This is a genomic window from Paenibacillus sp. FSL R5-0623 (assembly GCF_037974265.1).
Lineage (GTDB): Bacteria > Bacillota > Bacilli > Paenibacillales > Paenibacillaceae > Paenibacillus.
This window is the reverse complement of the sequence record NZ_CP150233.1, coordinates 1,127,994-1,152,409: the sequence shown is the minus strand read 5'-3', so window position 1 is coordinate 1,152,409 and position 24,416 is coordinate 1,127,994. Positions and strand designations below refer to the sequence as shown.

General features: G+C 47.2%; 19 protein-coding genes. 5 read left to right on the top strand and 14 right to left on the bottom strand.

All coding sequences use genetic code 11. The features are described from left to right. The first annotated feature begins 214 nt into the window (after positions 1-214). Together MKY92_RS05210 and MKY92_RS05205 are read left to right on the top strand one after the other, a co-directional pair. Entirely contained in the window at positions 215-793 is a 579-nt protein-coding gene (locus MKY92_RS05210; protein WP_062837398.1) for a TetR/AcrR family transcriptional regulator, read from the top strand. Between the two features lie 77 nt (positions 794-870). Beyond that, entirely contained in the window at positions 871-3,057 is a 2,187-nt protein-coding gene (locus MKY92_RS05205; protein ID WP_339301697.1) for a YhgE/Pip domain-containing protein, read from the top strand. A gap of 130 nt (positions 3,058-3,187) precedes the next feature. Here MKY92_RS05205 and MKY92_RS05200 read toward each other — a convergent pair whose 3' ends face one another. From MKY92_RS05200 to MKY92_RS05185, 4 genes are all read right to left on the bottom strand, one after another. After that, on the bottom strand, positions 3,188-3,529 hold the full coding sequence (locus tag MKY92_RS05200) for a DUF4190 domain-containing protein (protein WP_339299508.1): 342 nt from the start codon (positions 3,527-3,529) through the stop codon (positions 3,188-3,190). Between the two features lie 572 nt (positions 3,530-4,101). Beyond that, positions 4,102-4,857, bottom strand: a complete 756-nt coding sequence (locus MKY92_RS05195) for an amino acid ABC transporter ATP-binding protein (RefSeq protein ID WP_339299507.1) — start codon at positions 4,855-4,857, stop codon at positions 4,102-4,104. A gap of 33 nt (positions 4,858-4,890) precedes the next feature. After that, positions 4,891-5,550 (bottom strand): amino acid ABC transporter permease, encoded by a 660-nt coding sequence (locus MKY92_RS05190; protein WP_105600918.1) that lies wholly within the window; start codon positions 5,548-5,550, stop codon positions 4,891-4,893. A 111-nt stretch (positions 5,551-5,661) separates the two neighbouring features. Further along, entirely contained in the window at positions 5,662-6,432 is a 771-nt protein-coding gene (locus MKY92_RS05185; RefSeq protein WP_036672520.1) for an amino acid ABC transporter substrate-binding protein, read from the bottom strand. A gap of 337 nt (positions 6,433-6,769) precedes the next feature. On the opposite strand from MKY92_RS05185, the gene MKY92_RS05180 reads away from it, so the two are divergent. Next, positions 6,770-7,276, top strand: coding sequence for a hypothetical protein (locus MKY92_RS05180; RefSeq protein ID WP_339299506.1), 507 nt, complete (start codon positions 6,770-6,772; stop codon positions 7,274-7,276). Between the two features lie 118 nt (positions 7,277-7,394). Here MKY92_RS05180 and MKY92_RS05175 read toward each other — a convergent pair whose 3' ends face one another. Together MKY92_RS05175 and MKY92_RS05170 are read right to left on the bottom strand one after the other, a co-directional pair. Then, entirely contained in the window at positions 7,395-8,900 is a 1,506-nt protein-coding gene (locus tag MKY92_RS05175; RefSeq protein ID WP_339299505.1) for an alpha-glucosidase/alpha-galactosidase, read from the bottom strand. A gap of 188 nt (positions 8,901-9,088) precedes the next feature. Beyond that, on the bottom strand, positions 9,089-10,102 hold the full coding sequence (locus tag MKY92_RS05170; protein ID WP_339299504.1) for an AraC family transcriptional regulator: 1,014 nt from the start codon (positions 10,100-10,102) through the stop codon (positions 9,089-9,091). Positions 10,103-10,282: 180 nt separating this feature from the next. Here MKY92_RS05170 and MKY92_RS05165 point away from each other — a divergent pair, with 180 nt between their 5' ends. After that, entirely contained in the window at positions 10,283-10,909 is a 627-nt protein-coding gene (locus tag MKY92_RS05165) for a histidine phosphatase family protein (protein ID WP_339299503.1), read from the top strand. 210 nt (positions 10,910-11,119) lie between these two features. On the opposite strand, the gene MKY92_RS05160 is transcribed toward MKY92_RS05165, so the two are convergent. From MKY92_RS05160 to MKY92_RS05125, 8 genes are all read right to left on the bottom strand, one after another. Continuing rightward, positions 11,120-13,456, bottom strand: a complete 2,337-nt coding sequence (locus MKY92_RS05160; RefSeq protein WP_339301695.1) for a rhamnogalacturonan lyase — start codon at positions 13,454-13,456, stop codon at positions 11,120-11,122. 532 nt (positions 13,457-13,988) lie between these two features. After that, a complete protein-coding gene (locus tag MKY92_RS05155) occupies positions 13,989-16,433 on the bottom strand; it encodes a glycoside hydrolase family 6 protein (protein ID WP_339299501.1) in 2,445 nt (814 codons plus the stop codon). Between the two features lie 570 nt (positions 16,434-17,003). Then, positions 17,004-18,080: an efflux RND transporter periplasmic adaptor subunit gene (locus MKY92_RS05150; protein WP_339299500.1), complete on the bottom strand. Its 1,077-nt coding sequence runs from the start codon at positions 18,078-18,080 to the stop codon at positions 17,004-17,006. Positions 18,081-18,108: 28 nt separating this feature from the next. Further along, positions 18,109-19,479: an ABC transporter permease gene (locus MKY92_RS05145; protein ID WP_339299499.1), complete on the bottom strand. Its 1,371-nt coding sequence runs from the start codon at positions 19,477-19,479 to the stop codon at positions 18,109-18,111. A gap of 18 nt (positions 19,480-19,497) precedes the next feature. Next, positions 19,498-20,181 carry an ABC transporter ATP-binding protein gene (locus MKY92_RS05140; protein ID WP_221818935.1) on the bottom strand — a complete coding sequence of 228 codons (684 nt, stop codon included), beginning with the start codon at positions 20,179-20,181 and terminating at the stop codon, positions 19,498-19,500. A 203-nt stretch (positions 20,182-20,384) separates the two neighbouring features. After that, positions 20,385-21,548, bottom strand: coding sequence for a hypothetical protein (locus tag MKY92_RS05135; RefSeq protein ID WP_339299498.1), 1,164 nt, complete (start codon positions 21,546-21,548; stop codon positions 20,385-20,387). Beyond that, complete coding sequence (locus MKY92_RS05130) at positions 21,545-23,011, bottom strand: HAMP domain-containing sensor histidine kinase (protein ID WP_339299496.1); 1,467 nt, start codon at positions 23,009-23,011, stop codon at positions 21,545-21,547. The genes MKY92_RS05135 and MKY92_RS05130 overlap by 4 nt, the downstream gene beginning before the upstream one ends. After that, positions 23,008-23,721, bottom strand: a complete 714-nt coding sequence (locus tag MKY92_RS05125; RefSeq protein WP_036606313.1) for a response regulator transcription factor — start codon at positions 23,719-23,721, stop codon at positions 23,008-23,010. The genes MKY92_RS05130 and MKY92_RS05125 overlap by 4 nt, the downstream gene beginning before the upstream one ends. Before the next feature lie 215 nt (positions 23,722-23,936). On the opposite strand from MKY92_RS05125, the gene MKY92_RS05120 reads away from it, so the two are divergent. Further along, complete coding sequence (locus MKY92_RS05120; RefSeq protein WP_076213502.1) at positions 23,937-24,413, top strand: RNA polymerase sigma factor; 477 nt, start codon at positions 23,937-23,939, stop codon at positions 24,411-24,413. The last annotated feature ends 3 nt before the right edge of the window (positions 24,414-24,416 follow it).

Sequence of the window (24,416 nt, the reverse complement as noted above, 5' to 3'; positions counted from 1 at the left end):
TTACATGCCTATGTATTGCGATAAGGTAACACACCAGGATTTTCATGTGAGCATCATTTTCACACCTGTACGAGCTACTTATGACAAAGATCACATCCATCTTCCCTGTTCAAGTGCTACAGTTGTTAACGACCAACTGACCATAATAGTAAAACGGTCACTAAAGGATTTACCTTACCCATTACCTTTCAACATATAAGGAGGTGTATATGCCATGAAAACGATAGATCGAAGGCAACAGGTGATGGATTCTGCCGAGAAATCCTTTGCCCTGTTTGGCTACAAGGCCACAACGATGGAGCAGGTTGCGAGACTTGCCAATGTGGGCAAGGGAACGATCTATACTTTTTTCGAAAATAAAGAAGAACTGTTCAGCGAGATTCTGCGCTCGATCATTGCGGATATGAGACAGATTACAGAGCAGACGGTGAAGGAAGAAAACTCCTTTCTGGATAACGTGCATATGAGTATGGATTCTCTGCTGGAGTACCGGGAGGAACATGAGCTGTTGATCAAGCTCTTTCAGGAGGTTAACGAGTTCGGTACACCGCAAGCCAAGGAAGGTTTGCAGAAAGTGGAGACAGCCATTCTCGAATATCTGGAGCGTCAGGTCAGCCGTGCCATGGAATTAGAGCAGATTCGCAGAGATGATCCCAAGCTGGTTTCTTTTGTCCTGCTGAAGCTGTATGTCACCTTAACCTCAGATTGGAACAAAGCGCATCCTACGCTGCACAAAGATCAGATCAAGGATTTTGTCGGCCTATTTCTCAAGAATGGCTTATCCCCCACGTAGAGAAAGGCATGCCACTAGATTCAAAACATAATAGAGATAGAACAAACGGATTAGCGTAAGGATAGGGAGAGAACATGATGAAATCATTCCACGTATTTGGGCAGGATCTGAAGTCCGCCTTCAAGAAACCAAAAGTATTTATTCCGATTCTCGTTGTACTGTTCATACCGGTGCTGTATAGTGGCCTGTTCCTGAACGCATTCTGGGACCCTTATGGCAAAATGAATGAATTACCTGTAGCTGTGGTCAACACGGATCAGGGTGCAATCTACAACGACAAATCACTGGAGGTCGGTCAGAATCTGGTCGATGAATTGAAAAAAAGTGATGATTTCAACTGGCAATTCGTCACTCGCGAACAAGCAGAACAAGGTATGCAAAACAACACGTATTATATGACGATTGTGATTCCGGAGGACTTTTCCACCAAAGCAACAACCCTGATGGATGAGCACCCTGAGCCGGCAGACCTGATCTATGAACCCAATGAAGGATACAACTTCCTCGCGGGTCAGATTGGCGGCACGGCGGTTAAACAAATTCGCTCCAAAGTCGCTGCCAAAGTCACAGAATCGTATACCGAAACGCTATTGGATCAGGTCGAGAAAATCTCTGGCGGTTTGGCGGATGCCGGGGATGGCGCAGGTCAGATTCATGATGGTGCGATCAAGCTGGATGAGGGTGTTGCTACATTAAAAGAGAACCTGTCTAAACTGGCGGATGGAACCGACAAACTGGAAACGGGCGTAGTTCCGTTAAAAGAAGGTACGACTACTCTCGCCCAAGGCACAGGTGATCTTCATACTGGCGCAAGCGCCCTGTCCAATGGGCTGTCCCAATTGGCAGCAGCAGGCACGAAGCTAAGTGATGGAGCAACCCAGGCTGAAACAGGCGGCAAACAGCTACAGGCAGGGATTCAATCTGCTCAAGAAGGTGCAGCCAAGCTGGATGCAGGACTGGCGGCTTCCGAGGAAGGCAGTGCAAAGCTGACTGCTGGGCTGCAAAGTTCTGTTGAGGGCAGCGGCAAAGTTAGCGAGGGCGCCAAAGCGGTTGCACAAGGGCTCGCCCAATTAGCCGAAGCCAGTCCGGAACTTGCCGCAAGTCCTGCTGTGCAGCAGCTCCTGGCAGCAAGTCAGGCCGTAGCGGCAGGCAGCGAACAGGTGTATCAGGGCGGGCAGCAATTGGTTGCAGGCAGTCAAAACCTGTACGCTGCACAACAACAACTGCATCAAGGCAGCAGCCAGTTGGTACAGGGTGAACAACACCTGGTACAAGGAGCCACGCAATTATCCGCCGGACAAGAAAAACTTGCGACTGGTCTACAACAGTTCAATTCCAAATTATCTGAGGCAGCCGCTGGAGGAGCCAAACTTGCGGATGGTTCAGGTCAATTGAATGCTGGTGCAGGTAAATTGGTTGCGGGTGTAAGCCAGCTTACAGACGGAATCTCAACCCTTACAGATGGCTCACATAAGCTGGATAACGGTGCTGGTCAATTAAAAGAAGGTACGCTTAAGTTAACAGACGGCTCTGGTGAACTTGCCACCAAGTTGAATGAAGCGGCTGAGCAGACGGGTAGTGTAAAAAAGACCGATGAACTCGTAACCATGTATGCAGAGCCTGTTCAGGTCAATGAGCATAAATATAATGAGGTACCCAACTATGGTACAGGATTCTCCCCATACTTCCTGTCACTTGGGCTCTTTGTCGGCGCATTGATTGCCACATTGGTAGTGCCAACACGCGGCAGCACGGTTAGTGAGGCAAGTGGCTGGAATCGTTTTGTGAGTAAAACGCTGGCTTTCACACTCATGAGTGCAGCGCAGTCCCTACTTGCTTCATGGCTGGTCTTATACGGCTTGGGTCTGGATGTTCAGAGCGTTCCATTGTTCCTCTTGTTCAGCTTTGTTACCAGTCTAAGCTTCATGTACATCATTCAGGCACTGGTGACTTGGCTGGAGAATCCGGGTCGTTTCCTCGCGATTCTGATGCTCATCTTCCAGCTCACCACCAGCGCAGGCACGTTCCCGCTCGAACTGATTCCAAATTGGCTGAAAGTGTTTAATCCATGGCTGCCTATGACCTATTCGGTAACGGGATATAAAGCAGTCATCTCTAGTGGACAGTTCGGTGTAACTTGGGATCAGATCGGCATTCTGTGCATCTTCGCCGTGATTGGTCTCGGAGGAACCTTAACGTATTTCCTGATGCATCGCACCACGGAGAACGCAAACGTCAGCAGTGAAGTCGCACTTCACCTGTAAATTCGTAAATTAAAAAGCAAAGGCGTGTACCTAAGCCCCACCCTCTTCTGGTCAACAAGAGGTGTGAGTTTAAAGTACGCCTTTGCTTTTTTAGTTTAAGATACAGTCTAAGTTTGCTAACTTCATATTTCTAGTATGTAGAAGATATATCAAAGCTTGTGACAGCGAAAGTAAACAATAGCACGAACGCAATAAGTAATACATACATCGCTGTACCGATGATTCCACAAACTAGACCAGCAATCGCTAACCCTTTTCCTTGCTCCATGCGAACTCTGATCTCTTTGAAGGCTAAAGATGCAAATATAATCGCGACGATTCCGATTAAAATTCCCACGTAAGGAATCGTGACGGACAGAATCCCTAAAACTAGTGATACAATCGACTTACTATTGGTCTTTGGTACTACATAAGGCGGTGGTGGCAATGTGTCGTTATAATAACGATCCACATCATTTTCACGATGTTCCAATGTAAATCCTCCCTTTTCTTTAAGTATTATCATTATAATCGATTAATAGGAAAAATAATATCCATATTGTGTTAATTATAAATTACCATTAGATTTATTTTATTCCCATCATCCCCGGACACACATATAAATCCATAAGCTTATAGATTGTACTTCAAGAATATGAAGTTTAGAACCCGTTTTCCACTGTGATGATATAAATCAAGAATACCTCTAACATACATATATTATTATAGTAGTACTTTTCTGGATTACATTGGGGGGCACTACGATGAATATCGATAAAGTCATGAATATACTTATGATTGTGATGCTTGTACTTATTGCTTTTTATCAAAATAATGTAGCTGTATTATGTTTTAGCATCGTTTTGTTTGGAATCATGAGCTATACGACATTTAGAATTCGAACCCATTGGAATGTAGCAACTTATATCTTGTTGACCCTTGTACTGATTATCTGGAACATATACCCGTGGACATAAGCCATTATTTTAAAAAGCAAAAAAGAACGCAATCCCTTATTGCTCATAGGATTGCGTTCTTTCGCATTTCTTAGATTTGGAATGTCTTCTATCCTTCCACTTCCACCCGCTGCAAAAACGTCCGGGTACGTGCAAGCTTTGGATTGCCGAAGATCTGTTCTGGCGGTCCCGCTTCTGCGATCTCCCCGTTATCCATGAAGAACACACGATCCGCAACATCACGGGCGAAGCCCATCTCATGCGTGACGATCAACATCGTCATATTTTCCTGCGCCAGTTGTTTGATTACGCGCAACACTTCCCCAGTCAGCTCTGGATCAAGCGCCGACGTCGGCTCATCGAACAGGAGGATATCCGGTTGCATCATGAGTGCTCGAGCAATAGCTACACGTTGTTTCTGTCCACCGGACAGATTACCAGGGTAGACATCGGCCTTGTCCGACAACCCTACTTTTCCAAGTAATTCCAGACTGCGCTGCCGGATGATGGCCAAGCTTTCTTTTTTCAAAGTCTTCGGTGCAAGTTCCAGATTAGCCTGTACGGTCAGATGCGGGAACAAGTTAAAATGCTGAAACACCATGCCCATGCGATCCGTCATCTTGCGAATATCCGCAGCACCCGCGTAACGACCATTATCAACCAACGTCTGATCCTGAATGCGAATCGTTCCACCCGAAATATCCTCCAGATGAATCAGGCTGCGCAGCATCGTACTTTTCCCCGAACCGGAAGGTCCAATCACGGCGATCACTTCGCCTGGTTCCACGTTGAAAGATACCTGCTTCAGCACATCAAGTGTACCGAATGATTTTCTCAATTGATTTACTTCTATTATATGTGTCATATGCAGACAGTCCTTTGATTAATCAGATTTAATTTATTCAAATGAAAACCGCTTCTCCAGTGCCTTGAACAGCACGGTGAGTACGAGTGTCATGAGCAGATACATAACCGCTGCCACGAAGAAAGGGATCAGCTGCAAGTCGCGATTCACCGCCGCTTGGGCATAATACAACAGCTCAGGTACAGCCACGGCATAGAGCAGTGCCGTATCCTTGATGAGCGTAATGGACTCATTGGCCGTTGCGGGCAATACTACACGAATCATCTGAGGAATAATGACTTTGGTCATCGTCTGCCACTTCGTTAATCCAAGTACCTTCGCTGCCTCATGTTGTCCCTTATCAATGGAGAGCAGTCCGCCCCTGAAGATTTCAGCGAAGTACGCCGCATAGTTCAGGATGAACGCAATCCCTGCCGCAACAAAGCGATCAAACACCAGATACTCTCCAATCACCGGAAGCAACGGCAAACCGAAGCAGAAGAATAGAATTTGGAGCAGTAGCGGTGTTCCTCGCATCACATATACATACGTATGGGCAATCCATGCCAGTGGTTTAATTTGGCTTCTCATCGCAAGCGTGACCGCAAATCCAAGCGGTACAGATAACACGATTGCTAGCAAGAACATGAAAATGGTGGTCTGTGCACCCTCTAGCATAGGTTTTAAAATGGTCGATAAATAATCCCAACTCATTGTTTTGTCTCCTCTAATCTGTTAACCCCGCATTCCTCTGGAGCATAAATCGCTCCAGCATGGAATACGGGGTCCGTTTTGTTTCTAACTATATATCAGGTGTTAACCTGTCTATTTCAGAACCTTGTCTTCACCCAACCATTGGGTGGAGATTTTAGCCGCTGTTCCGTCTGCATTCAACTCATCCAGCGCTTTTTGCAGCTGATTCAGAAGCTCTTCATTGCCTTTTTTGATACCAATGCCATATTGTTCCGGTGCAAGAGATTCATCCAGCAGTTTGAATGTTCCCTCTTCTTTGGACATGTAGTATCTCGCTACCACTTCATCAATGATGACCGCATCCAGACGTTTTGTCTTCAGATCCGTCAGTGCAAGCACGTTATCCTTAAATTCGGAAGCTTTCACTTTATCCTTCAGGGGACTTGCTGCCAGTGCATCTGCCGCGGAGGACAGCGCCTGCAATCCCACATTTTTGCCATCCAGTTCATCCAGCTTAGTAATTGGCGAGTCTGCCAAGGTAATAGCTACTTGACTGTTTTCCAGATACGGCTTCGTGAAGAGCACTTTCTCTTTACGCTCATCCGTAATGGTGTACCCGTTCCAGATCATGTCGATTCGGCCACTGTTCAGCTCTGATTCTTTGGAAGACCAGTCGATTGGCTGGAATGTGATTTCTTTACCCATTTTCTCCGCTGCAGCTCTTGCATAATCAATATCAAAACCAACAATTTCATTCTGCTCGTCCCGGAAACCCATTGGAGCAAACTTATCGTCAATTCCTACAACAATCGTGTTATCGTCTTTACTTGCGGAACTGGAACAACCAGCCACAATCAATACACATATACTAATGAATAATAGTAGAATCGCTTTTTTTCTCATCTCTCGAACCCCTCCATGTCTATAACCAAAACCCAAACGCTTTAGTTCGTTACCACGTTATCAGAGATTTATAATAACATAGCATGGGAGAAGAGTCGAGTCTCTTGCTTATTTCCTTCTATTTCATGCAGCTTAATTGTCAACAATCTGTGAAAAAAAACTCTTTCACTTGTGGCGGTTCCACCAGCTTCTCGCGTACTTGAAAATCCCAATTTAGTTCCTGTAGCTCTTTTCAACTCCTTACCCACTCATTGATTAGCAACATTCCTCTCTTAATTTTCGTCTGGAAGATATTAGGGAGGTGCATAAAATAAAATTCTTCAATACGATAAGAACATTGACCACATTGGTATTTCTTTCAACTATGCTGATATTATCCGGCTGTAATCCTACTCCAAATCATAGTACAAAGGAAGTCGAAATGGGATCAAAACAGGTTCAGGAACCGGAGTCCAACTTACCTCAGAAACTGCCTACGCCAACTATTAAGAGCGAAAGCGGCATCTCTATTCCTGCTATACAGGGCAGTTATTGCTGGGGAGGCACCTGCGCTGATTACGCTAGTCTAAATTTTGAAGACAACACTCCGGTCCAAGTTCTTGCCGGTGAGGATTTATCCATAGACATGGGTATAGATATCCCCCCGGATGAGATAAGTATTTCTGAATATGTGGACAACCGCAATGCATACGTTACTTCTACGGATGGGACCTTCCAACTTCCCAAGGAACCAGGGACACATTATTATGGAGCATTTGTCCGCTGGTCTTCCCCTCAAGATTCACAGATCAGCCTGGGAGATACTTTTTTTACGTTTGTGGTTCGTGTCGTTGAGAAAAAATAGAATCAAACAGGGCCCCTCCAATACTGGAGAGGGCCCCGTCTACTCTTTATATTTCTTATTCATTTTTCTTAATTTTCATATTCCGTTTATATTTCGTTGTTGTACATCCTGCCTTTATCTATTGTTGCACTTTCTCGCGATCTTTCCCTTTATCGGATTCTCCCGCATTTTTGTTGGCAGCATCACGATCCTGCTGCATTTCTTCAACGGTTTTCACTTTGAGTCTTGCCGCCCCTTCATATTCCTTCGTTGGAATAAGGTCGCCAGCAGCAAGTCTTGCTTCTGCGGCTGCAATCGCATCCCCGTACTGCGGCAACCACTGGGCCTGTGCAACCAGCATCTCGTCGACCATTTGCCAGATTTCTTTTGGATTACATACGGCACCCACGAGCGGGTCCATCATGAACGCCTGACGAAGTAATTTATCATCTCCGTTGACCGCTGCTTCAACCGCAAGACGTTGCACGGAAATGCTCACATTACATACCGCAGCCGGTCCAAGTGGCAGATCGCCTACATGTGGCATGGAGATGCCGTTGCGATCCACATATCCCGGTGCTTCAATAATCGCATCATCCGGCAGGTTCGAGATTACTCCATGATTAACGGTATTGAAATGTCCTCGATAGACACGTCCCGTCTCCAGACCTTCAATAATGTACGAACCGTGCTCCTCGCCCCGTTTTTCCGGAATGAATTGCATCGGTTCATCCTTCATCCAGTTAGGAAAATCAGTCTCAAACCAGTTGCGCCCCTCGGTACATACCCGCAGATATCCACCCGTCTCTCCGTTGATCCAGTTGCCCAGGTCGATCCATTCGTTGATCTCTTCCGGACGTTTGCGGTACCACGGCACATATTCACTCAGATGACCATTCGATTCTGTACTGTAATATCCGAACCGGCGTAGCATATCGATCCGCACTTTCTCAGTACGGCTATACTCCGGATGTTTCTCGAAGGCTTCGAGCAGGTCACCTGTAAGGTCTTTACCTTCATGAGAAGCCTGAATATACCAGGTCTGATGGTTGATGCCGGCACAGACAATATCCACTTCGCTCTTTTTCAAGCCAAAAGCTTCCGCAATCTGATGATGACCATGCTGTACGCCATGACACAGTCCGATCGTCCGTACACCACCGTACTTGTTGCAAGCCCATGTCAGCATCGCCATCGGATTGGAATAGTTCAGGAGCAGCACGTCGGGTGCGCTCTGTTCACGAATATCCTTACAGATGTCCAGCATCTCGGCGATTCCCCGTTGTCCGTACATAATGCCGCCTGCACACAGCGTATCGCCGACACATTGGTCTACCCCATATTTCAGTGGAATATCTACATCCGTTGCAAATGCTTCCAGTCCCCCAACACGAATCGTACACAGTACATACTTCGCATCTTTCAATGCTTCTTTACGATCTGTTGTCGTCTGAATCTGAATATTCAATCCATTCTCACGGATATCCCGCTGACACAGCTCAGTCACCATGTCCAGATTGTGCTGGTTAATATCGCAGAACGCAATCTCGATGTTGTTAAACTCGGGTACCGTGAGCAAATCCCTTAACAATCCCCGTGTAAATCCGATACTTCCTGCCCCGATAAACGCCACTTTAAAAGACATCCCTATGTCCTCCCTTAATCCCAATCTTTCGCTTCGGTTAATGACTCTCTTCATGAAATCATTGTACCAACCGCATATAGGGAAGCGTTATCAAAATCATGACCTGTTCAAGATCTTGTTGTCAAAAATCCTAACTTTTACGCGCTAGCTCCAATAATCCAGTTGTATTCGAAATAACTGCAATCGGCTCATTCATCGGACGGGTACTGACTGACATGTCGTTCCATAGAGGAGCGAAATTCAACCGGCGTACGACCTGTATATTTTTTGAACAACATATGAAAATACTGACGACTGCCTACTCCAACATAGTCAGAGATTTCCGAAATCGGAATATTGGTCTGCTGAAGCAGCATCTTGGCCTTTTCCATTCGAAGCATCGTCAGGTAGTCGGTAGGTGTGCGCTGCGTGTGCTGACGAAAAATACGATGTAAATAGCCTGGATGCAGATTAACTGCCGCCGCAATATCCTTCATCTGAATGTTACGATCCATATTGTGATGCATGAATTCAATGGTTCGTTTGACGTACAGTTCCGCCTGATCTGGCGCACTCCGGCTCATTTCTCCGCGCAGACGTGCAACACGGACCAGCAACTGCACGAACAGCGTACGCACCAGCATACCCTGTTCCGGGGACGAGAGATTCCGGGCTTCGCGATGATGAGACCGTTCCTCTGGTGGAATAATCCTCATCGGTGCAGTCGAACTTTCTTGCTCCAGTAGACCACGTTGATCGAGTTCCAGCACCAGACTTTTCATAATATGGTACACCTCCTCCGGATCAGGCAATACCAGATATGGCGAAGCATTAGTAAGTAAAGCTTGGACTTCTTCCTCTTCCAGCGCAAGCTGGCGGATGGATAGCTGTCCGGGAGACGAGGTGGAGAAACCAAACTCCACATTGAGCATCCGGCAAGGGACACCATCTTCCACCAGCAAACGGTGCGGGACACCTGCGTCGAGCATAATGAACTGCCCTTTTTTCAAAACGGTCTGCTCCGAACTCCCATCCGACATCTGCACATCCACCCGGCACATTCCTGAAATAATATACATGATCTCCGTCGAATCATGATTGTGATAGGACATACGATAGTTGTCCCATTGCTTGTAATAGTACGCGTAGAAACGCGGCCCGCAATCCTCTGTTCGCAATGCCTCCTGATACAGGCTTCCTGTCCAGCGCTTTGTGATGCTCATGTCCATACCCCCATTTCTACACGATCAATCCTCACTTTTCTCCATTGTAGCAATTCTGTAGGTTGAATATAAACTGTCTTCGTTAAAACCATCATTGCATTAACTAATTATATAAATATATAATTAGTATGCTATCTAATCCTTTATGTAAACTGTCTATAATTAAGGAGGTTTCCACTCATGAGTACCACCTTTCATCTAGTGAGACATGGTCTCAAAGAACGACGAATCGGGGATGTCTCCCTCACTGCCGAAGGGGCTTTACAAGCCGAAGCCACAGCACTTCATTTTGCCAGAGCTATCTTTCCCGTTACTAAAATCCTTACCAGCCCACTTCAACGGGCCCGAGAAACTGCAAGTATGATTGCCCGCCACACCCGTCTTCATATAACCGAAGATCCTCGCCTGCGCGAACGTACCAATTGGGGCGATTGCCCGGATCAGTCATTCGAAGAATTCATTGCGATGTGGGATCGATGTACGTCTGAGCCAGATTACATTCCACCCGTGGGAGACTCGGCCAAACAGGCTGGTGAACGTCTGGCCTCCCTCCTAACCGAATTAGCTAATGAAGAGCCAGAGAACAGTAACATTATTGTGGTTACACATGGTGGACTCATTACTGATTTTCTGGTGCAAACCTTTACCGAGCGCGAGCTTAACGTCTGGCATTCCGATTTTATAGCTATGCAGAACCAATTGATCCCCGAGTGCTCCATTACCACATTGATCCATGATCAAGGTAACTACACCATTAAAGCGTTCGCTTCTACCGAGCATCTTAACTCCAACGATGTAAAAGAATGACGTAACATGGATGGCTGAGCAAACGCCAAGCTTTATCCGCAGATCCTTATGTGAAAAAAGCTCTGAAACCCCATGTGCGAGACACATTGGGATTCCAGAGCTTTTAAGGTTCAATACCTACGCTTAAAACTAACGACGCTGCGTTACGTTACAGGCTGATCTTGAGCACATGTTATGTTGCTATTTCTAGCTATCGCTCATCCGGCCTGCTTACTTTCCGCCCTTACCTGGCGTGTAAAACTTAGGCAGCGTTACTTTGGACCAGTCGATATCCGATGCCATGTAGAAGGACGGATAGGACGGCTGGTTGTATCCACTGTTCTGTCCGGCAATGCCCACACGATACATCGCATCATGCATCAGCGTGTACAATTTGCGGTCCGTTTTCTCGGTACTTAGATAGATACGAATCGCTGAACTGTCCGTGGTTCTCACCAACATCTCTTCCCGCCAATCCCCGAAGATATCAGCTACGAGAGAAGGTGTACCTTTGGTGTGATTGTTGGTCAATGTGCCTGTTGCCGTCAGCAACGTGCCACGACTCCAATCCTTGATGGTTGGTGTAACATCAATCGCACCATCCACGATCTGTGTCGTCATATCGGCAGCCCAACGGATATTCATATTCGTTCCCGGCATCTGATCACTGATTTTCTCACCCTTAGCTGTCCACAAACCGACAGCCCATGTCTCCAGTCCACGACGAGTCGGATCAACATCACCCACCATGCCGCGACCGGTATCTTTCCCTGTGTATCCACCGTAGATTACTTCTCCAGTCTTGGCATCTCGCAGGGAATAGCCATACGGCGCCCAAGGGCCACCCTCGTGAACCATGAAAATCTCAAGTCCCGGACGATCCGGGTCGATATCTGCCACATGAAGTGCGTCGCCATGCCCCAGACGGGCAACGGTTCCCGGTGCAGCACTCTCGGCAGGCATCAGGTCAGTGGAACTGTACAGCACGCTGCCGTCATGATCAATCGTAGCGGAGCCATAGATAATCTCCTGTTTGCCATCTCCATCCACATCCGCCACGCTGAAATAGTGCGCTCCCTGGGTTGTTATGGAGCCGTACTCTGGATCTGTACCATCTACGCCGTGTGGCCCGTCATTGAACGGGTTTTTCATAGGTGTCCAGCCACTGTCCACTTTCCATTCCTTTTTCAGCTTCTTGCCGTCCCAATTGTAGGCAACCATTGTCGAACGTGTGTAGTATCCGCGTGCAAAGATTGCAGACGGTTTCTTGCCATCCAGATACGCCACGCCTGCCAGGAAACGGTCCACCCGATTCCCGGGTTCAATCCGTGCCATGGCATAATCGCCCCACATCAGACCATCATCATGACGCTCAGGTTCATATGGAACGGTCTCCAGTTCCTTGCCTGATTTACCTTCAAATACCGTAATATACTCCGGTCCATCCACGATAAAACCTTCAAACTTGCGCAGCTCATTGCGGTTGCTGCGTTCTACCGCATATACATCAATGAAGTAGTCGGCCAGGCTCTCGGCATCTTGCTGAGATAATGGGTAGTTATATTTTTTTTCCATTCCAAAAGCCTCTTCCAGTGTCGCAGGCCAGTTGCCCTTCACAACCTCATCATGTTTATGCCAGTTCTTGAACATATCCACCACGTGGTCGTAGTAACCATCCGCACTTAAACGATAATCATCTTCGTTCGAATACCCTGCCTTGCGATCCTGCTTCGGAAGCGTGATATATTTCTCGGATGTCACTTTTCCTTTTTTGTTGTATTTAATAATCTTTGTGCCCGGAGCGGTCTTGAACATCATCTCAGCCTTGCCATCTCCGTCAAAATCGTAAACGAGCATCTGTGTATAATGAGCACCTGCACGGATGTTGACCCCAAGGTCGATCCGGTACAACAATTGTCCGTCCAGGGTGTAAGCATCAATATAGGTTTTACCGGTGTACCCTTTTTGCGATACGTCCTTGGCGTTGGAAGGGTCCCATTTGACGAAAAACTCATATTGGCCATCCCCATCCACATCACCCACGCTCATGTCATTGGCGGAATACGTATAAGCTTCTCCCGCAGGCGTCACGCCATCGGCGGGTTTTTGCAGTGGAATATCCACATACCCGTTCGCCCAAGGTTTGACGGATGCACTGCGTTTGCTCTCCTTGCCCTTCTTGTTCACCGCCGCCACTTCATAACGGGAAGAAGATTGGCCCGCGGCATCTACATAGTTGGTGCTGTCGGTGACGGTAGCGATCTTTTTGCCATCACGATAGACGTTAAAGTCCGTACCTGTCAGCCCTTTGTCGCTATACCCTGTTGCTTCGTCACCAAGCAATCTCCAACTGAGAAACACACCTTCAGATGTTGATGCAGCCACCAAACCCCGATCCAGATATTCCAGTTGAATCTCTTTCACGTGACTGCCCCCCTTATGTGATTGCAGGCTGGCCTCCGTCGCCCCACTACCGTTCGAAGCTTCTGCTCCGGTAATCCCCGCTGTTCCCCCAACAAGCAAAGCTACGCTGAGTGCCGAAGAGAGCACCTTGGCTGCAAGTGGCATACGAGCCTTCCTGCGACCGGATTGCATACCTGAAGCCGATCCCTTATGTACCGGCGCTGTTGTTTCTGAGTTCATCCACCTTCACGCTCCTTGAGACAGAATAGGTGACGCTTATACACATTGATGATGATTGGACGTTCGATAATCCACACAACCTTCTTCGAAAGAAGGTTTCAACCCACAATGATTACGCTTACAAAATTTAAAAAGAGAAATCAGCTTGCCCGACTACCAGAGTGCGGTCCCCCTTCCATTCTCTTTCCAATCCGAGCGAGGTGATCTCGCCCATCGGGTTCTATTATAGACATCCTGCTTGCCAGACCCTAGGCAAATATCCGTCCAAAACGATTAATAATCAGTGTTTTTAGGAGTCATTTGGGAAATAAGTACTTGCAGAATCGATTTCTTCCCCTCCACTATGTTCCTCAGTTGATCATGAACTTCAATCTAGAATGACTCTTGTAATGCATAGCAAAAAACCGCGATCCTCTAACACACTGAGGACCGCGGTTAAGACAGTTACAAGTAAAGTTTAAGGCTCAATACCCCATACCAGGTTTTCACCTTGGTAGAGTGTTACCTTATTCCAATCCTGGTAGGATGTTTTCGTTGGATCGAAAGAGTAGTCATTCGTCTCGTCCAAGTTGGACCAGTCTGTTTTGTACATGCGAAGCTGGATGTCTCCAGTCTGTCCACCAGCCTGAATGCTGCCAGCGCCAGATGTGAAGCTCAGCTCCACATACAAGTCTGTGAAGGTCCGCTGGATATTGGCTCCGCCAACTTGAGCGTAATCGATGGCAGAATCCATCGCAGCCGAGCCTTCTTTGGAGAAGTAATACCGGATTTTCAGATCACTCAGATTCACAGCAGTACTACCCAGATTTTTGATGTTGAAATACGGTTTGATCTGGCTATCTTGAGCATTGGTATCTCCAGCACGATATTGCACGACAAGATCACTCGTTGGTACAACGACACTTTGAGGTGTCGCGGAAGCTACAGCGGAATTGGCACTTTGCCCTGCTGTATTCACTGCACTTACCACATAATGATACGTCGTGCCGTTCGTCAGGGAAGTGTTGGTGTATGACGTACCGCTCACATTCGCCGCGATTGTTGTGAACGGACCTGTTGCACTCAGTGCGCGTTTCACATCATAACTTGTTGCACCTGTAGAAGCGGCCCACGTCAGGCTCACCTGCGCATTGCCTGCAGTTGCTGTGAGAGCAGTCGGTGCAGCTGGCGCCGTTACACCTGCAACAGGTGTAGCTGTTGCTGTTGCAGAGTTAACACTTTCACCTACTGCATTTGTTGCCGTTACCACATAATAATAGGTTGTACCATTGATCAGGCCGGTGTTGCTGTAAGATGTTCCACTCACGTTAGCTGCAATTGTTGTGAATGGACCTGATGCACTCAGTGCCCGCTTCACACTATAACTTGTAGCCCCTGTAGAAGCAGTCCACGTCAAGGAGACTTGAGCGTTACCGGCAGAAGCCGTCAATGCTGCTGGTGCTGCCGGAGCTGTTGTTCCCCCGGGAGGATTGCCTCCACCGTTACTGGCAGGCAGTACAGGGAATGCGTTTTTCACCAGTGCCACGAATTGATCATGGAACCAGTGGCCCGATACTGGGGCATTAGGCAATGCACCTGTTAATACACCATCCCGAGTTGTGAAGGTTGGATCACACATCCGGTCGAAACCTTTGCCTTCGTTATTCGGAATTTCGGAGCTGGAGCCATCAGATTCACCCGGAGGTTTCACCCATACATAAGCATCCAGATGCGCTGGTCCTGGTGCAGCCTTAGGTGCTTCACCAATACCTGCGCCACTGGCATTACACCAGTTCCCCCGATGCTCCCGGCGATCTACACGTCCAGAATTCACATAATCGTTGATGTTGCTACCCGTAGCAGATGCTGGACGGTCTACCCCGCCCCACCCATTCCGGCTAGTATCAATCAGGAAACCTGTGCTGCTTGGCCAGCCAGCTTGTACGAAATCAGCATACAGCGCAGCGGTGAAATCGGTTTCGTCAAAATAAGGATTCCACTCATAAAACTTGGCAGATTTAATCGGTTGTCCACCGATATTGAGATCCGGGTTAGACAGGTTCGGCTCCCCCAGTGGTGTGGTGTTCGCGGTATTCGTAATGAAGCCATCTGCACTGCTCAGACCCGCGGCTGTCCCTTGCACAACACTTGTATACAGCGCGACTGCTGCAGAACGGTTGTTATCCCACCCAAGCCAGCCGGAGTGGCCGATATCCAGATAGTTGTACACATTCGGAATGGCGTGCAGCTTGTCCAATGCATACTTCACACCCGCCTCATAGATACCTGTTGAGCTGGCTTGACCACAAGCTGGTGTACTCAGGTTGGTCACAAGGTTAGGCAGACTGTCCGGTTCAATGACGGCAATAATACGAATATCCTGATACTTCGGATCTGCAAAGATATCTGCAATGACATCAATATAATCTGTTTTATATGTCTGCAGTGCTGCCTGTGTTAGTGGAAGTTCACCATTCGATGCGAGTGCATGACAATCCCGTCCAGGCAAGTTATAGATAACAAATGAAGCCGTTATAGGCGTACCCGGTTTCTTTTGAGCGAGAACGGCATCCAGATGTTGCTCTACACTTTTGCGACCAGCGTTGTCCGTCCCGCCATAGATTGCAGCAATCCGGTCAACCCATACTGCGGTTGGGTACGATTTGACTGTCTCCATCTTGGCCTTCAACGATGCATCATTGGTCATCGCAATGGATGTATCCACGAGAGCTGAATAGTCCTCGTTCAGATAAGCGGTTGCCCCTACAAATGGATTATCCACATGTGCTTCAGCGGCCTGAGTCAAGCCTGGAGACAGTCCAGGGAAAATCCCCGCAGCGAGCAGCGTTGCTGCAAGCATTTGTTTTACACCTTTGCGCAGGATCTTCTTACCTCTCGATTTGGTTTTCAATTTAGTCTTCATAGTTCCACCTTTCCTTTAGTTAGATTGGGTTGTACTCATGTCTGATCCTCTGTGTCATTATGATGCTTCGCACGAAGAGAACGTTCGGATGAGTTGGTTGTATCACCTCCAAAAGAAATGGTTGTATAACTGGAATCTTGAGCAAACAAATAGTGTGTGAGGGCGAATCATGTGAATGAGTATAATATGGTGGGTGTGGTTGTACGTGTGTTAGACATGAAGAAGTGTGAAAAAAGACTTGTGGGATGTCTGAATCTTAAATTAGGTAAGCGCTTTCTTAAATCAGTTAAAAAAAAGGTCTTCGCCTATCCATCTACAAACATGATGTTCGGTGTCACCTCCTTATGTTCTAATTATACGACATGTAAATATTACTGTAAATTGAATTATATAAATTTAATTATATTTTTTTCCATAATTCAGGCAGGAATCTGGACATCCCTTGCCCCTCACCTCAGCAAAGGCTCATCATGGCCATATGCCACAATGAACCTTGTGTTTTTCAAGGTCGAATCGACCGCTCGTCTAGCTAGTCATTACATATAATGCCTTCTTCATAGTTTCCTACGTCTACGGTAAAACGACAATGTCTCCCGGTTTTAACCCGCTAACCACTTCCGTCTTGTCCCCTGATTCCATTCCAGCCTGAATGGTCAGCGGCTCTGTCTGTCCGTTCCCTTTGTCTAACAGTACGTAAGGCTCGGTCTGATCCCGCATGATCGCGAGGCTGGACACTACCGTCACTTTATCCTTCCGCATTGTCTCGATATCGCCTTCCAGACTCACGCCTCCATACATTCTGGCGTCCGGCTTCAGATCAATGACCACGTCAAACTGTGAAGCTTGCTTGAGGTCCGTATCGGTACTCTTGCGGGCGAATTTGGATACCTTACTCACCTTTCCGGTGAATTGCAGGCCTTTCAGCGCTGTCATTCGCACCTTAACCGGCATTCCCACCTTGAGCCTGAACATTTCTTCCTCACCAACGATCGTCATAAATTTCAGTTTGCTGATGTTTGTAATGGATCCGATCAGCTGTCCTTCCGTCACCGCACGTGTCTTGCTATCCTCTTCATTCATCTGAAATATACCGGAAGCGGAAGCATATACAACAGACTTACTTATTACTGCCTGCTTTTTCTGTATCTCCTTCTCCTTGAGGACCAGCGCTTTTTGATTCAACTCATTCGTCAGGCGTTTACCTTCCCGATCTGCAAATGCCTTCTTGCGCTCCTCTTCCGTCACGCCAAGCGACTCGCTCATATTCGCCTGATCCAGGCTAACCTGATTCATCTTATTTTCCAGCTGGGCTTTCTCCAGATCACTCTGCAACTGTTCTACTTCCGTTTGCAACGTAGAAGTATCGAGGGTAAACAGGATATCGCCTTTGCTCACCTGCTCACCACTTTTCACGTTCCACTGCTTGATGTTGGAAGCATACGGAGCGAAGATATCCGTCTGATCGGTGTATACGGATTTTCCCTTCACCTGTATCGTTTGCGTCATCGTTTCCTGTGTCACATCAAAGGTAATCGGGGGCGGAATCTCTATAGGCGCCTCCGGTTTTGGCTTGTACTTTTCATACAACCAGTACCCTACACCTGCCAAAAGTACAACGGTGATGATGATTTTAATCCATTTCTTCATGTGCCCAATTTCCCTTTCGCTGATAAAATTACATTGATTTGATCACAGTTAATGCATTGGTCCGAGATGCGCTGATTGCCGGATATATACCCGATACAATGCCAACCAGAACAGCAAAAACGATGCCCAGTGGCAAAGCCGACTGCTGAATAACGACGGTCATCGGACCATTCATCTGATCTGCCATCTGACTCGCCAGCAGACTGTTCACCCCGCCGAGGGCAGCAAAGGCAATCCCCACACCAGCCACACCGCCCATTAATCCAAGCATCGCTGCTTCCGTAATAAACATCTGGCGGATCTGCCACAGATTCGCACCCAGCACCTTCATTACACCAATCTGCTTACGCCGTTGATGCGTAGACATAATCATTGCCACAATAATGGATAATGAGGCCAGCAGCATGATAAAACCACCGATGCCCAGTGCCGCTTTTTGGTACATCGCCAGTTGGCCTGCCATCGCTTCCTCCTGGAACAGATTGCTCTGTGTGTTTAACGTCAGCTTTTGGATCTGTTCTTCCACCTGAGATACATAGCGTTTATCCTCTACCTTGACCAAGGCCGAGTTAAGATGTTTGGCCGAACTATTGTCTGCCTGTTGCAATCCAAGCTCATCCTGCAATGCACGAGCTGTATCGAGTGGCAGATACACTTTTTTGTCACCTTGAGCAGTCATATCATCCATATTGGAGGGTTTCATTAGTTCTCCAGATACACGTATGGAGCCGCTCATTCTGGTTTTGCTTGCATTCACAAAGTCTTCATATCGAAATTGAACATGCTGCTGGACGAGCTGATCCTGCTTCGATGCGATCGCCATATACTCTTCCAAAAGCGCATTGTTATATGGATCAGCATTCAACTGCTCGAATAACTTCTGAGTTACTTTCGGGTCTACGAGTCCGAATGCGGTCCCATAACTGGTCACCGCCATACGACCATCTTCCGTACCACGCCCCTCAGCATACTTGTATCCAAACCCACCCAGGGTCTCGAGCTGTGTACCAATGACTTCAACATAGGTACTGCGACCATCTGGAAGCACCATTTCCAGCGAATCCAGCTTTAACATGGGAGCCACGGCAACCACATGGGGGAGCCTTTGGATAATCTGGATCTTTTCCAACGTCAACGCGCCCCGTTCAAACTTCGATGTCTGACCGCTCCCCTTGCCGTTCCCCGTACGAATGCCTTCATTGGGCGTAATCGTAATCTCATCCATCTTGTAATTGTCGTTTAATGTTCTCTCGCTATAGGTCTGTACGGACTGCCCCACGCTAAGTGCAATGATCATGGCGGCAGAGCCGATGGACAGCCCCATCATGCACAACAGGGTGACCATTTTTCTGCGAATGATCTGTCCCCAGGCCATACGTGCTACATCCCGTATTCTCACATTTCCTCTCCTTTTGCCTCAAACTTTCCTTACAGCTTCTTCGACCAGTATTCCATGTTGCAGGGTAAGAACGACCTGCATCTGCTCGGCGACCTCTGCTTCATGTGTCACAATGACAAAGGTTGTATTCATATCCCGGTTAAGCTGCTGCAAAATCGCAATGATCTCTTCCTCCGTCTCGGTATCCAAATTTCCCGTCGGCTCATCTGCAAAGATCACCGAGGGTTCGGTAATGAGCGAACGTGCAATACTGACACGTTGTTGTTGACCGCCCGACAACTGGGACGGGAATAAGCTTGCCTTTTCCCCAAGTCCAACCTGCTCCAACAGCTTTAATGCTTTTGCTTTGCGTTTCGAAGGGCTTACACCCATGAACACCAAGGGTAACTCTACATTTTCCCGGATCGTAAGATTGGACAGCAGCTCATAGGATTGAAAAATAAACCCGATATGATTGCGCCTGAACTCCGCCAGGCGATTTTCACTGAAACGTACAATATCTTGTCCAGCAATTAGAATCTTGCCCTGATCCGGTTTCATCAGCCCCGCCATCAGATTAAGCAGTGTAGACTTGCCTGAACCCGAACTGCCCAGCAGGGCCACCATCTTGCCTTCTCCAATCGTCAGGTTGATATCTTGAAGAACCGGCACGGTTCCCTGGCCATTGCGAAACGAGTGGGATAATTGTTCAACTTGAAGCATTGCTACATTTCTTCCTTTCTACTTGCTAAATATGTATGGATTCGCGTAGCTCATTCCCTTTTATTATAGGGTGGAGATGTATCGGGGCTGGCCGGAGTTGTATCCAACTTGTAAAATGTCATAACAAAAAGACCTTGTCCGCAGAGTAGCTATCGCCAGCTCCATCCAGACCCAAGGTCTAATATTCGTGTACCTTTTGCCGCTTACCAGGCTCTAAAACTAAAGCGGTACATCTCACTTTTATCCATCGTGCTGCCCACTGCAAATAGCTCATCGTCATTCCATTTCAGATTGATGAAGTTATCAATATTGCGGTAGATCACCGTATCCGACGAAAGCTTGCTGTCATTCAGGTAGGCAATATGCAACTCATTCTTCTGATTCTGATTATCCATCGGGTAAAAGTATGCGATTCGCGATTCCTCTGCATCCAGTTCGAAGTTCCAGATGGAACCTTTTAATATCAGATCATACTGCTCCTGTGCTGCACGATACCGATACAGCCCCTGTACCTTATTCATCGTTCCCTGGATGAGCATGTCACCACTTTTCAGTAACTTGAATTGTTGAATGTCTTCCATTGCAGCATATGCCTTCACTTCATGCTCGTCCTCAAGCGATACACGATAGATGGCATAATTGTCTTTTAGCATCACCAGCATATAAAACTGTTTCAGGTCTTCACTAACCTGCAAGACATCCATCACGATAAACGTATCATTCGAACCTTTCCCTTGTCTTGGTCCTGTGAACATGTCCATCAGCTCATCATATGTGTAGATGACTTGACTCGTCCCCTGGCTCAGATCTACTTGTTTGAATAAGAGATCATCCTGACCGATGTAGGATTCGTTCCCTACAAACACTCTATAATAGGAGTTGTCGTTCGGAAGCTTGCGACGTTCCCCGCTCTCAATCACATACTCATACGTCGTCTTCAGCGTCTGACCCGCCCGGTATTGGGAGTATATGATCTTCTTGTGGTCCGGGCTGATCGCTACACCGTAATCTGTATTACTCGCAATACTCTTCACTTCATTATCATCCAGATGCAGGAGAGACAACTGAAGTCTGGAATAGGAAGATTCCAGTTGATTTAATATAATCGTGTTCCGGTCTACCACTTCAAAATCAAAGATCGGAAAGTCATTTGGAATCTTGGTAGCTGACTCGATCTGAATTGTGCTGCTCGGTGGCGGCGCCAGACGGCTATTGAATTGCTCACCTGGCAAAATTACGGTTCTTGGTTTGAGGTTCGCGATACTGAACAGGCTGCCAATCCCGAAGATTCCGCTGACAAATGCAATTAACAGCCCTGACAACATCAATCTGTCGCGGTTTTTACGCCAAAATCCGGGATGTCTCATGTGTTCATTTCCCCCGGAAGACTGATATTTACTTGTGTCCCTTGACGCATGATACTCTTCATCTCCACTGTTCCTCCGTGACGTTCAACGATGTTCTTCACAATAGACAAGCCGAGCCCCGCGCTGCCTTTCTCCGCCCTATTGATCTCTTTATCCTGGTAAAAAGGTTCAAATACATGCTGAAGTGCCTCAGCACCAATACCCTCTCCCTGATCACGAATTACGATAGCTATGACATCAGCCAACCGGAAAGATTGCACCTCGATGATTGAATTCACATCACTGTACTTGATTGAGTTATCCAGAACGTTAAGGAAGACCTCCTTCAACTTATCCCGATCTCCCTGTAAATACTGATGTTCCTCCAGCTCATAATGGATGCCTATATTATACTTGCCCGCCTTAATCGACATGTCCTCACAAGCTTCACGAATGATGTCCGATACATCTATACGTTCAAATCGGTACGCCTGAATGACCGCAGACGAGACCGACACCTCCAGAATATCAGCAACCATCGTGTTGAGACGCTGGCTTTCCTTGATAATATAATTCATGCCTTTGTCAAAAAAGTCCTGATCGGTGAATCCGTTATCCCGCAAAATCTGGGCGTATCCCAGAATCGTCGTGAGCGGTGTCTTTAATTCATGCGTCACATTGTCAAAAAAGACTTTGCTTCGCGCCTGTACTTGTTTCACTTCGTCCCGCTCCCGCTCAATCACATCAATCTGCTCCCTTATCCGATCAATCATGACGGTGAAGCTTGAAGCCAGTTCACCGATCTCATCCTTGGTGGTAATCTGGATGTCTGCGTTCAGACTCCCTTGGGCCACTTCGGCAGAACGTTTTGTGAGTACACGGATGGGTTGTGTGATTTTCCGGGAAATAAAGATGGATGCGATAAATAAAAATACAAAAATAACCGCTGCGAACAGCTTGATCGTATTTTGAAAACGAAGGTTGCGTTTAAACAAGTCCGTATAATCCTTCTCCATCTGTACGATTCCAATCAATTGTTGATCCGTCTGGAGCGGGAAGGACAGACTGGCCGTGACCTGGCCTTTATCCACAACTGTGGTGTACGCGATTCGGGAGTGTTTGGCTTCTTCCATATCAGGATGGTCAGACCGCTTAGCCACGTTAACCTCGTTGCCCACCAATCCGTATGACGAGGCATCAGGACGAAATACTGTAATCTCCCCTCCAACGGCTGATCCAATCTGCTCCGCGAGCTCGCGACTTCCGGCTTCGAGCGAGTCTCTGCTCATGCGTTTGTTATGGATCAGGAAGTATTGATTCAGCGCGATGTCCAGATTTCGTTTGGATTGCACCATATCCTCATGCACTTCCCGGTACATATTCTCCTGAGCTACCTTATTGGATAGAATCAGCAGAACGGAGAATCCGATAAAGACAATGACCGAGAATAACACCACCATTTTGAACTGGATCGTCCACTTCATGTCTGTACCTGAATATTCAGCTTGTACCCCACACCGAATACCGTTTCAATCATCGAAATGCCTTGCACACCACTATCCAGTTTCTTGCGAATCCGTTGCACATGAATATCCACTGTTCGGGTATCCCCTGCAAAATCAAATCCCCATACCTTGTCCAGCAGTTCAGAACGTGTATGAACCTTACGATGATGGGTCACGAGAAATAACAACAGATCATATTCCTTATTCGTGAGTCCTGCCCGTTCCCCGTCTTTCCACACTTCCCGTTCATCCTTGCGAATCTCAATATGCTTGCCCAGCCTTACTACCTCATAGGACTGATTCTCCAGTGTCTCGCTGATGAGATCAATCCGGCGAAAGATCGCCCGAATGCGCGCAACCACCTCCCGGATATCAAAAGGTTTCGTGATATAATCATCCGCCCCAAGCTCCATGCCAAGTACCTTGTCCAGCATGTCCGACTTCGCAGTGATCATGATGACAGGTATCTTGGAGTTCACAGATAATTGTCTGCACACATCAAAACCGCTCATATCCGGCAGCATCAGATCCAGCAGGATCAGATCCGGCTTCGAATCCCGAAGCAGATCCAGGCCCTCTTTTCCCGTAGCTGCTTCCTTGATCTCAAATCCTTCCTTACGTAACGAATAGGACAAAATATCGCGAATGGACTCCTCGTCCTCAATAATTAAAATCTCTTTTTGTCTCATGATACTTTCGTAATCTCCCTGCTCTATGAATTTCCTTCATCTGCCTATATTTTGTATCCCAAGCCGTATGCTTGGATAGAGGGAAGCACGAAATGTTACAACTCCGATACAACTCTGAACCTTTTGGAAACAACCTCCCGATATACTTGGATCATAAGAGACTCATACCAGACCGGACCCATGCCTGATCTGTATCCAAGGGGGATTCACATCATATGAACAGCACACGAATTAATGAAGCTTATATCAACTATAAATCAGAAATCACGAGGTATCTATCCCATATCGTCAAACAACCGCAAGATGCAGAAGATTTGGCACAGGATTGTTTCATTCGATTAATGAACGTTACCGTGGATATCCCTGAAGATCGCATTCTCTATTATCTCAAACGCATTGCCCGTAACCTGGCGATGGACAGCTTCCGCAGGCGGACCCGTACACTCAGACGAGACAGCCGTCTGGAGGTACCTACCCACCACGTCGATACATCCCACCTTGAAATTAGCGAAGGTGTTCATGATCTTGTTTCCCATATTAACAACACCGAACATCGTAAAATATTAGAACTTCGCCTCATCCATGGATACTCCATTAAGGAAACGGCAGAGCTGGTGAATCGCAGTGAAGGTATGATTAAATCCTCTGTCTTCCATGCCGTCAATCGAATTCGGGCCAAAGTCATCTCATAAGAG

Excerpts from the sequence above, each read along its gene's own strand:
- MKY92_RS05185 (WP_036672520.1), bottom strand. The coding sequence starts at position 6,432 with ATGAGAAAAAAAGCGATTCTACTATTATTCATTAGTATATGTGTATTG.
- MKY92_RS05165 (WP_339299503.1), top strand. The coding sequence starts at position 10,283 with ATGAGTACCACCTTTCATCTAGTGAGACATGGTCTCAAAGAACGACGA.
- MKY92_RS05155 (WP_339299501.1), bottom strand. The coding sequence starts at position 16,433 with ATGAAGACTAAATTGAAAACCAAATCGAGAGGTAAGAAGATCCTGCGC.
- MKY92_RS05175 (WP_339299505.1), bottom strand. The coding sequence starts at position 8,900 with ATGTCTTTTAAAGTGGCGTTTATCGGGGCAGGAAGTATCGGATTTACA.
- MKY92_RS05190 (WP_105600918.1), bottom strand. The coding sequence starts at position 5,550 with ATGAGTTGGGATTATTTATCGACCATTTTAAAACCTATGCTAGAGGGT.
- MKY92_RS05210 (WP_062837398.1), top strand. The coding sequence starts at position 215 with ATGAAAACGATAGATCGAAGGCAACAGGTGATGGATTCTGCCGAGAAA.
- MKY92_RS05120 (WP_076213502.1), top strand. The coding sequence starts at position 23,937 with ATGAACAGCACACGAATTAATGAAGCTTATATCAACTATAAATCAGAA.
- MKY92_RS05140 (WP_221818935.1), bottom strand. The coding sequence starts at position 20,181 with ATGCTTCAAGTTGAACAATTATCCCACTCGTTTCGCAATGGCCAGGGA.
- MKY92_RS05170 (WP_339299504.1), bottom strand. The coding sequence starts at position 10,102 with ATGAGCATCACAAAGCGCTGGACAGGAAGCCTGTATCAGGAGGCATTG.
- MKY92_RS05205 (WP_339301697.1), top strand. The coding sequence starts at position 871 with ATGAAATCATTCCACGTATTTGGGCAGGATCTGAAGTCCGCCTTCAAG.
- MKY92_RS05160 (WP_339301695.1), bottom strand. The coding sequence starts at position 13,456 with ATGCCACTTGCAGCCAAGGTGCTCTCTTCGGCACTCAGCGTAGCTTTG.
- MKY92_RS05125 (WP_036606313.1), bottom strand. The coding sequence starts at position 23,721 with ATGAGACAAAAAGAGATTTTAATTATTGAGGACGAGGAGTCCATTCGC.
- MKY92_RS05135 (WP_339299498.1), bottom strand. The coding sequence starts at position 21,548 with ATGAGACATCCCGGATTTTGGCGTAAAAACCGCGACAGATTGATGTTG.
- MKY92_RS05150 (WP_339299500.1), bottom strand. The coding sequence starts at position 18,080 with ATGAAGAAATGGATTAAAATCATCATCACCGTTGTACTTTTGGCAGGT.
- MKY92_RS05195 (WP_339299507.1), bottom strand. The coding sequence starts at position 4,857 with ATGACACATATAATAGAAGTAAATCAATTGAGAAAATCATTCGGTACA.
- MKY92_RS05130 (WP_339299496.1), bottom strand. The coding sequence starts at position 23,011 with ATGAAGTGGACGATCCAGTTCAAAATGGTGGTGTTATTCTCGGTCATT.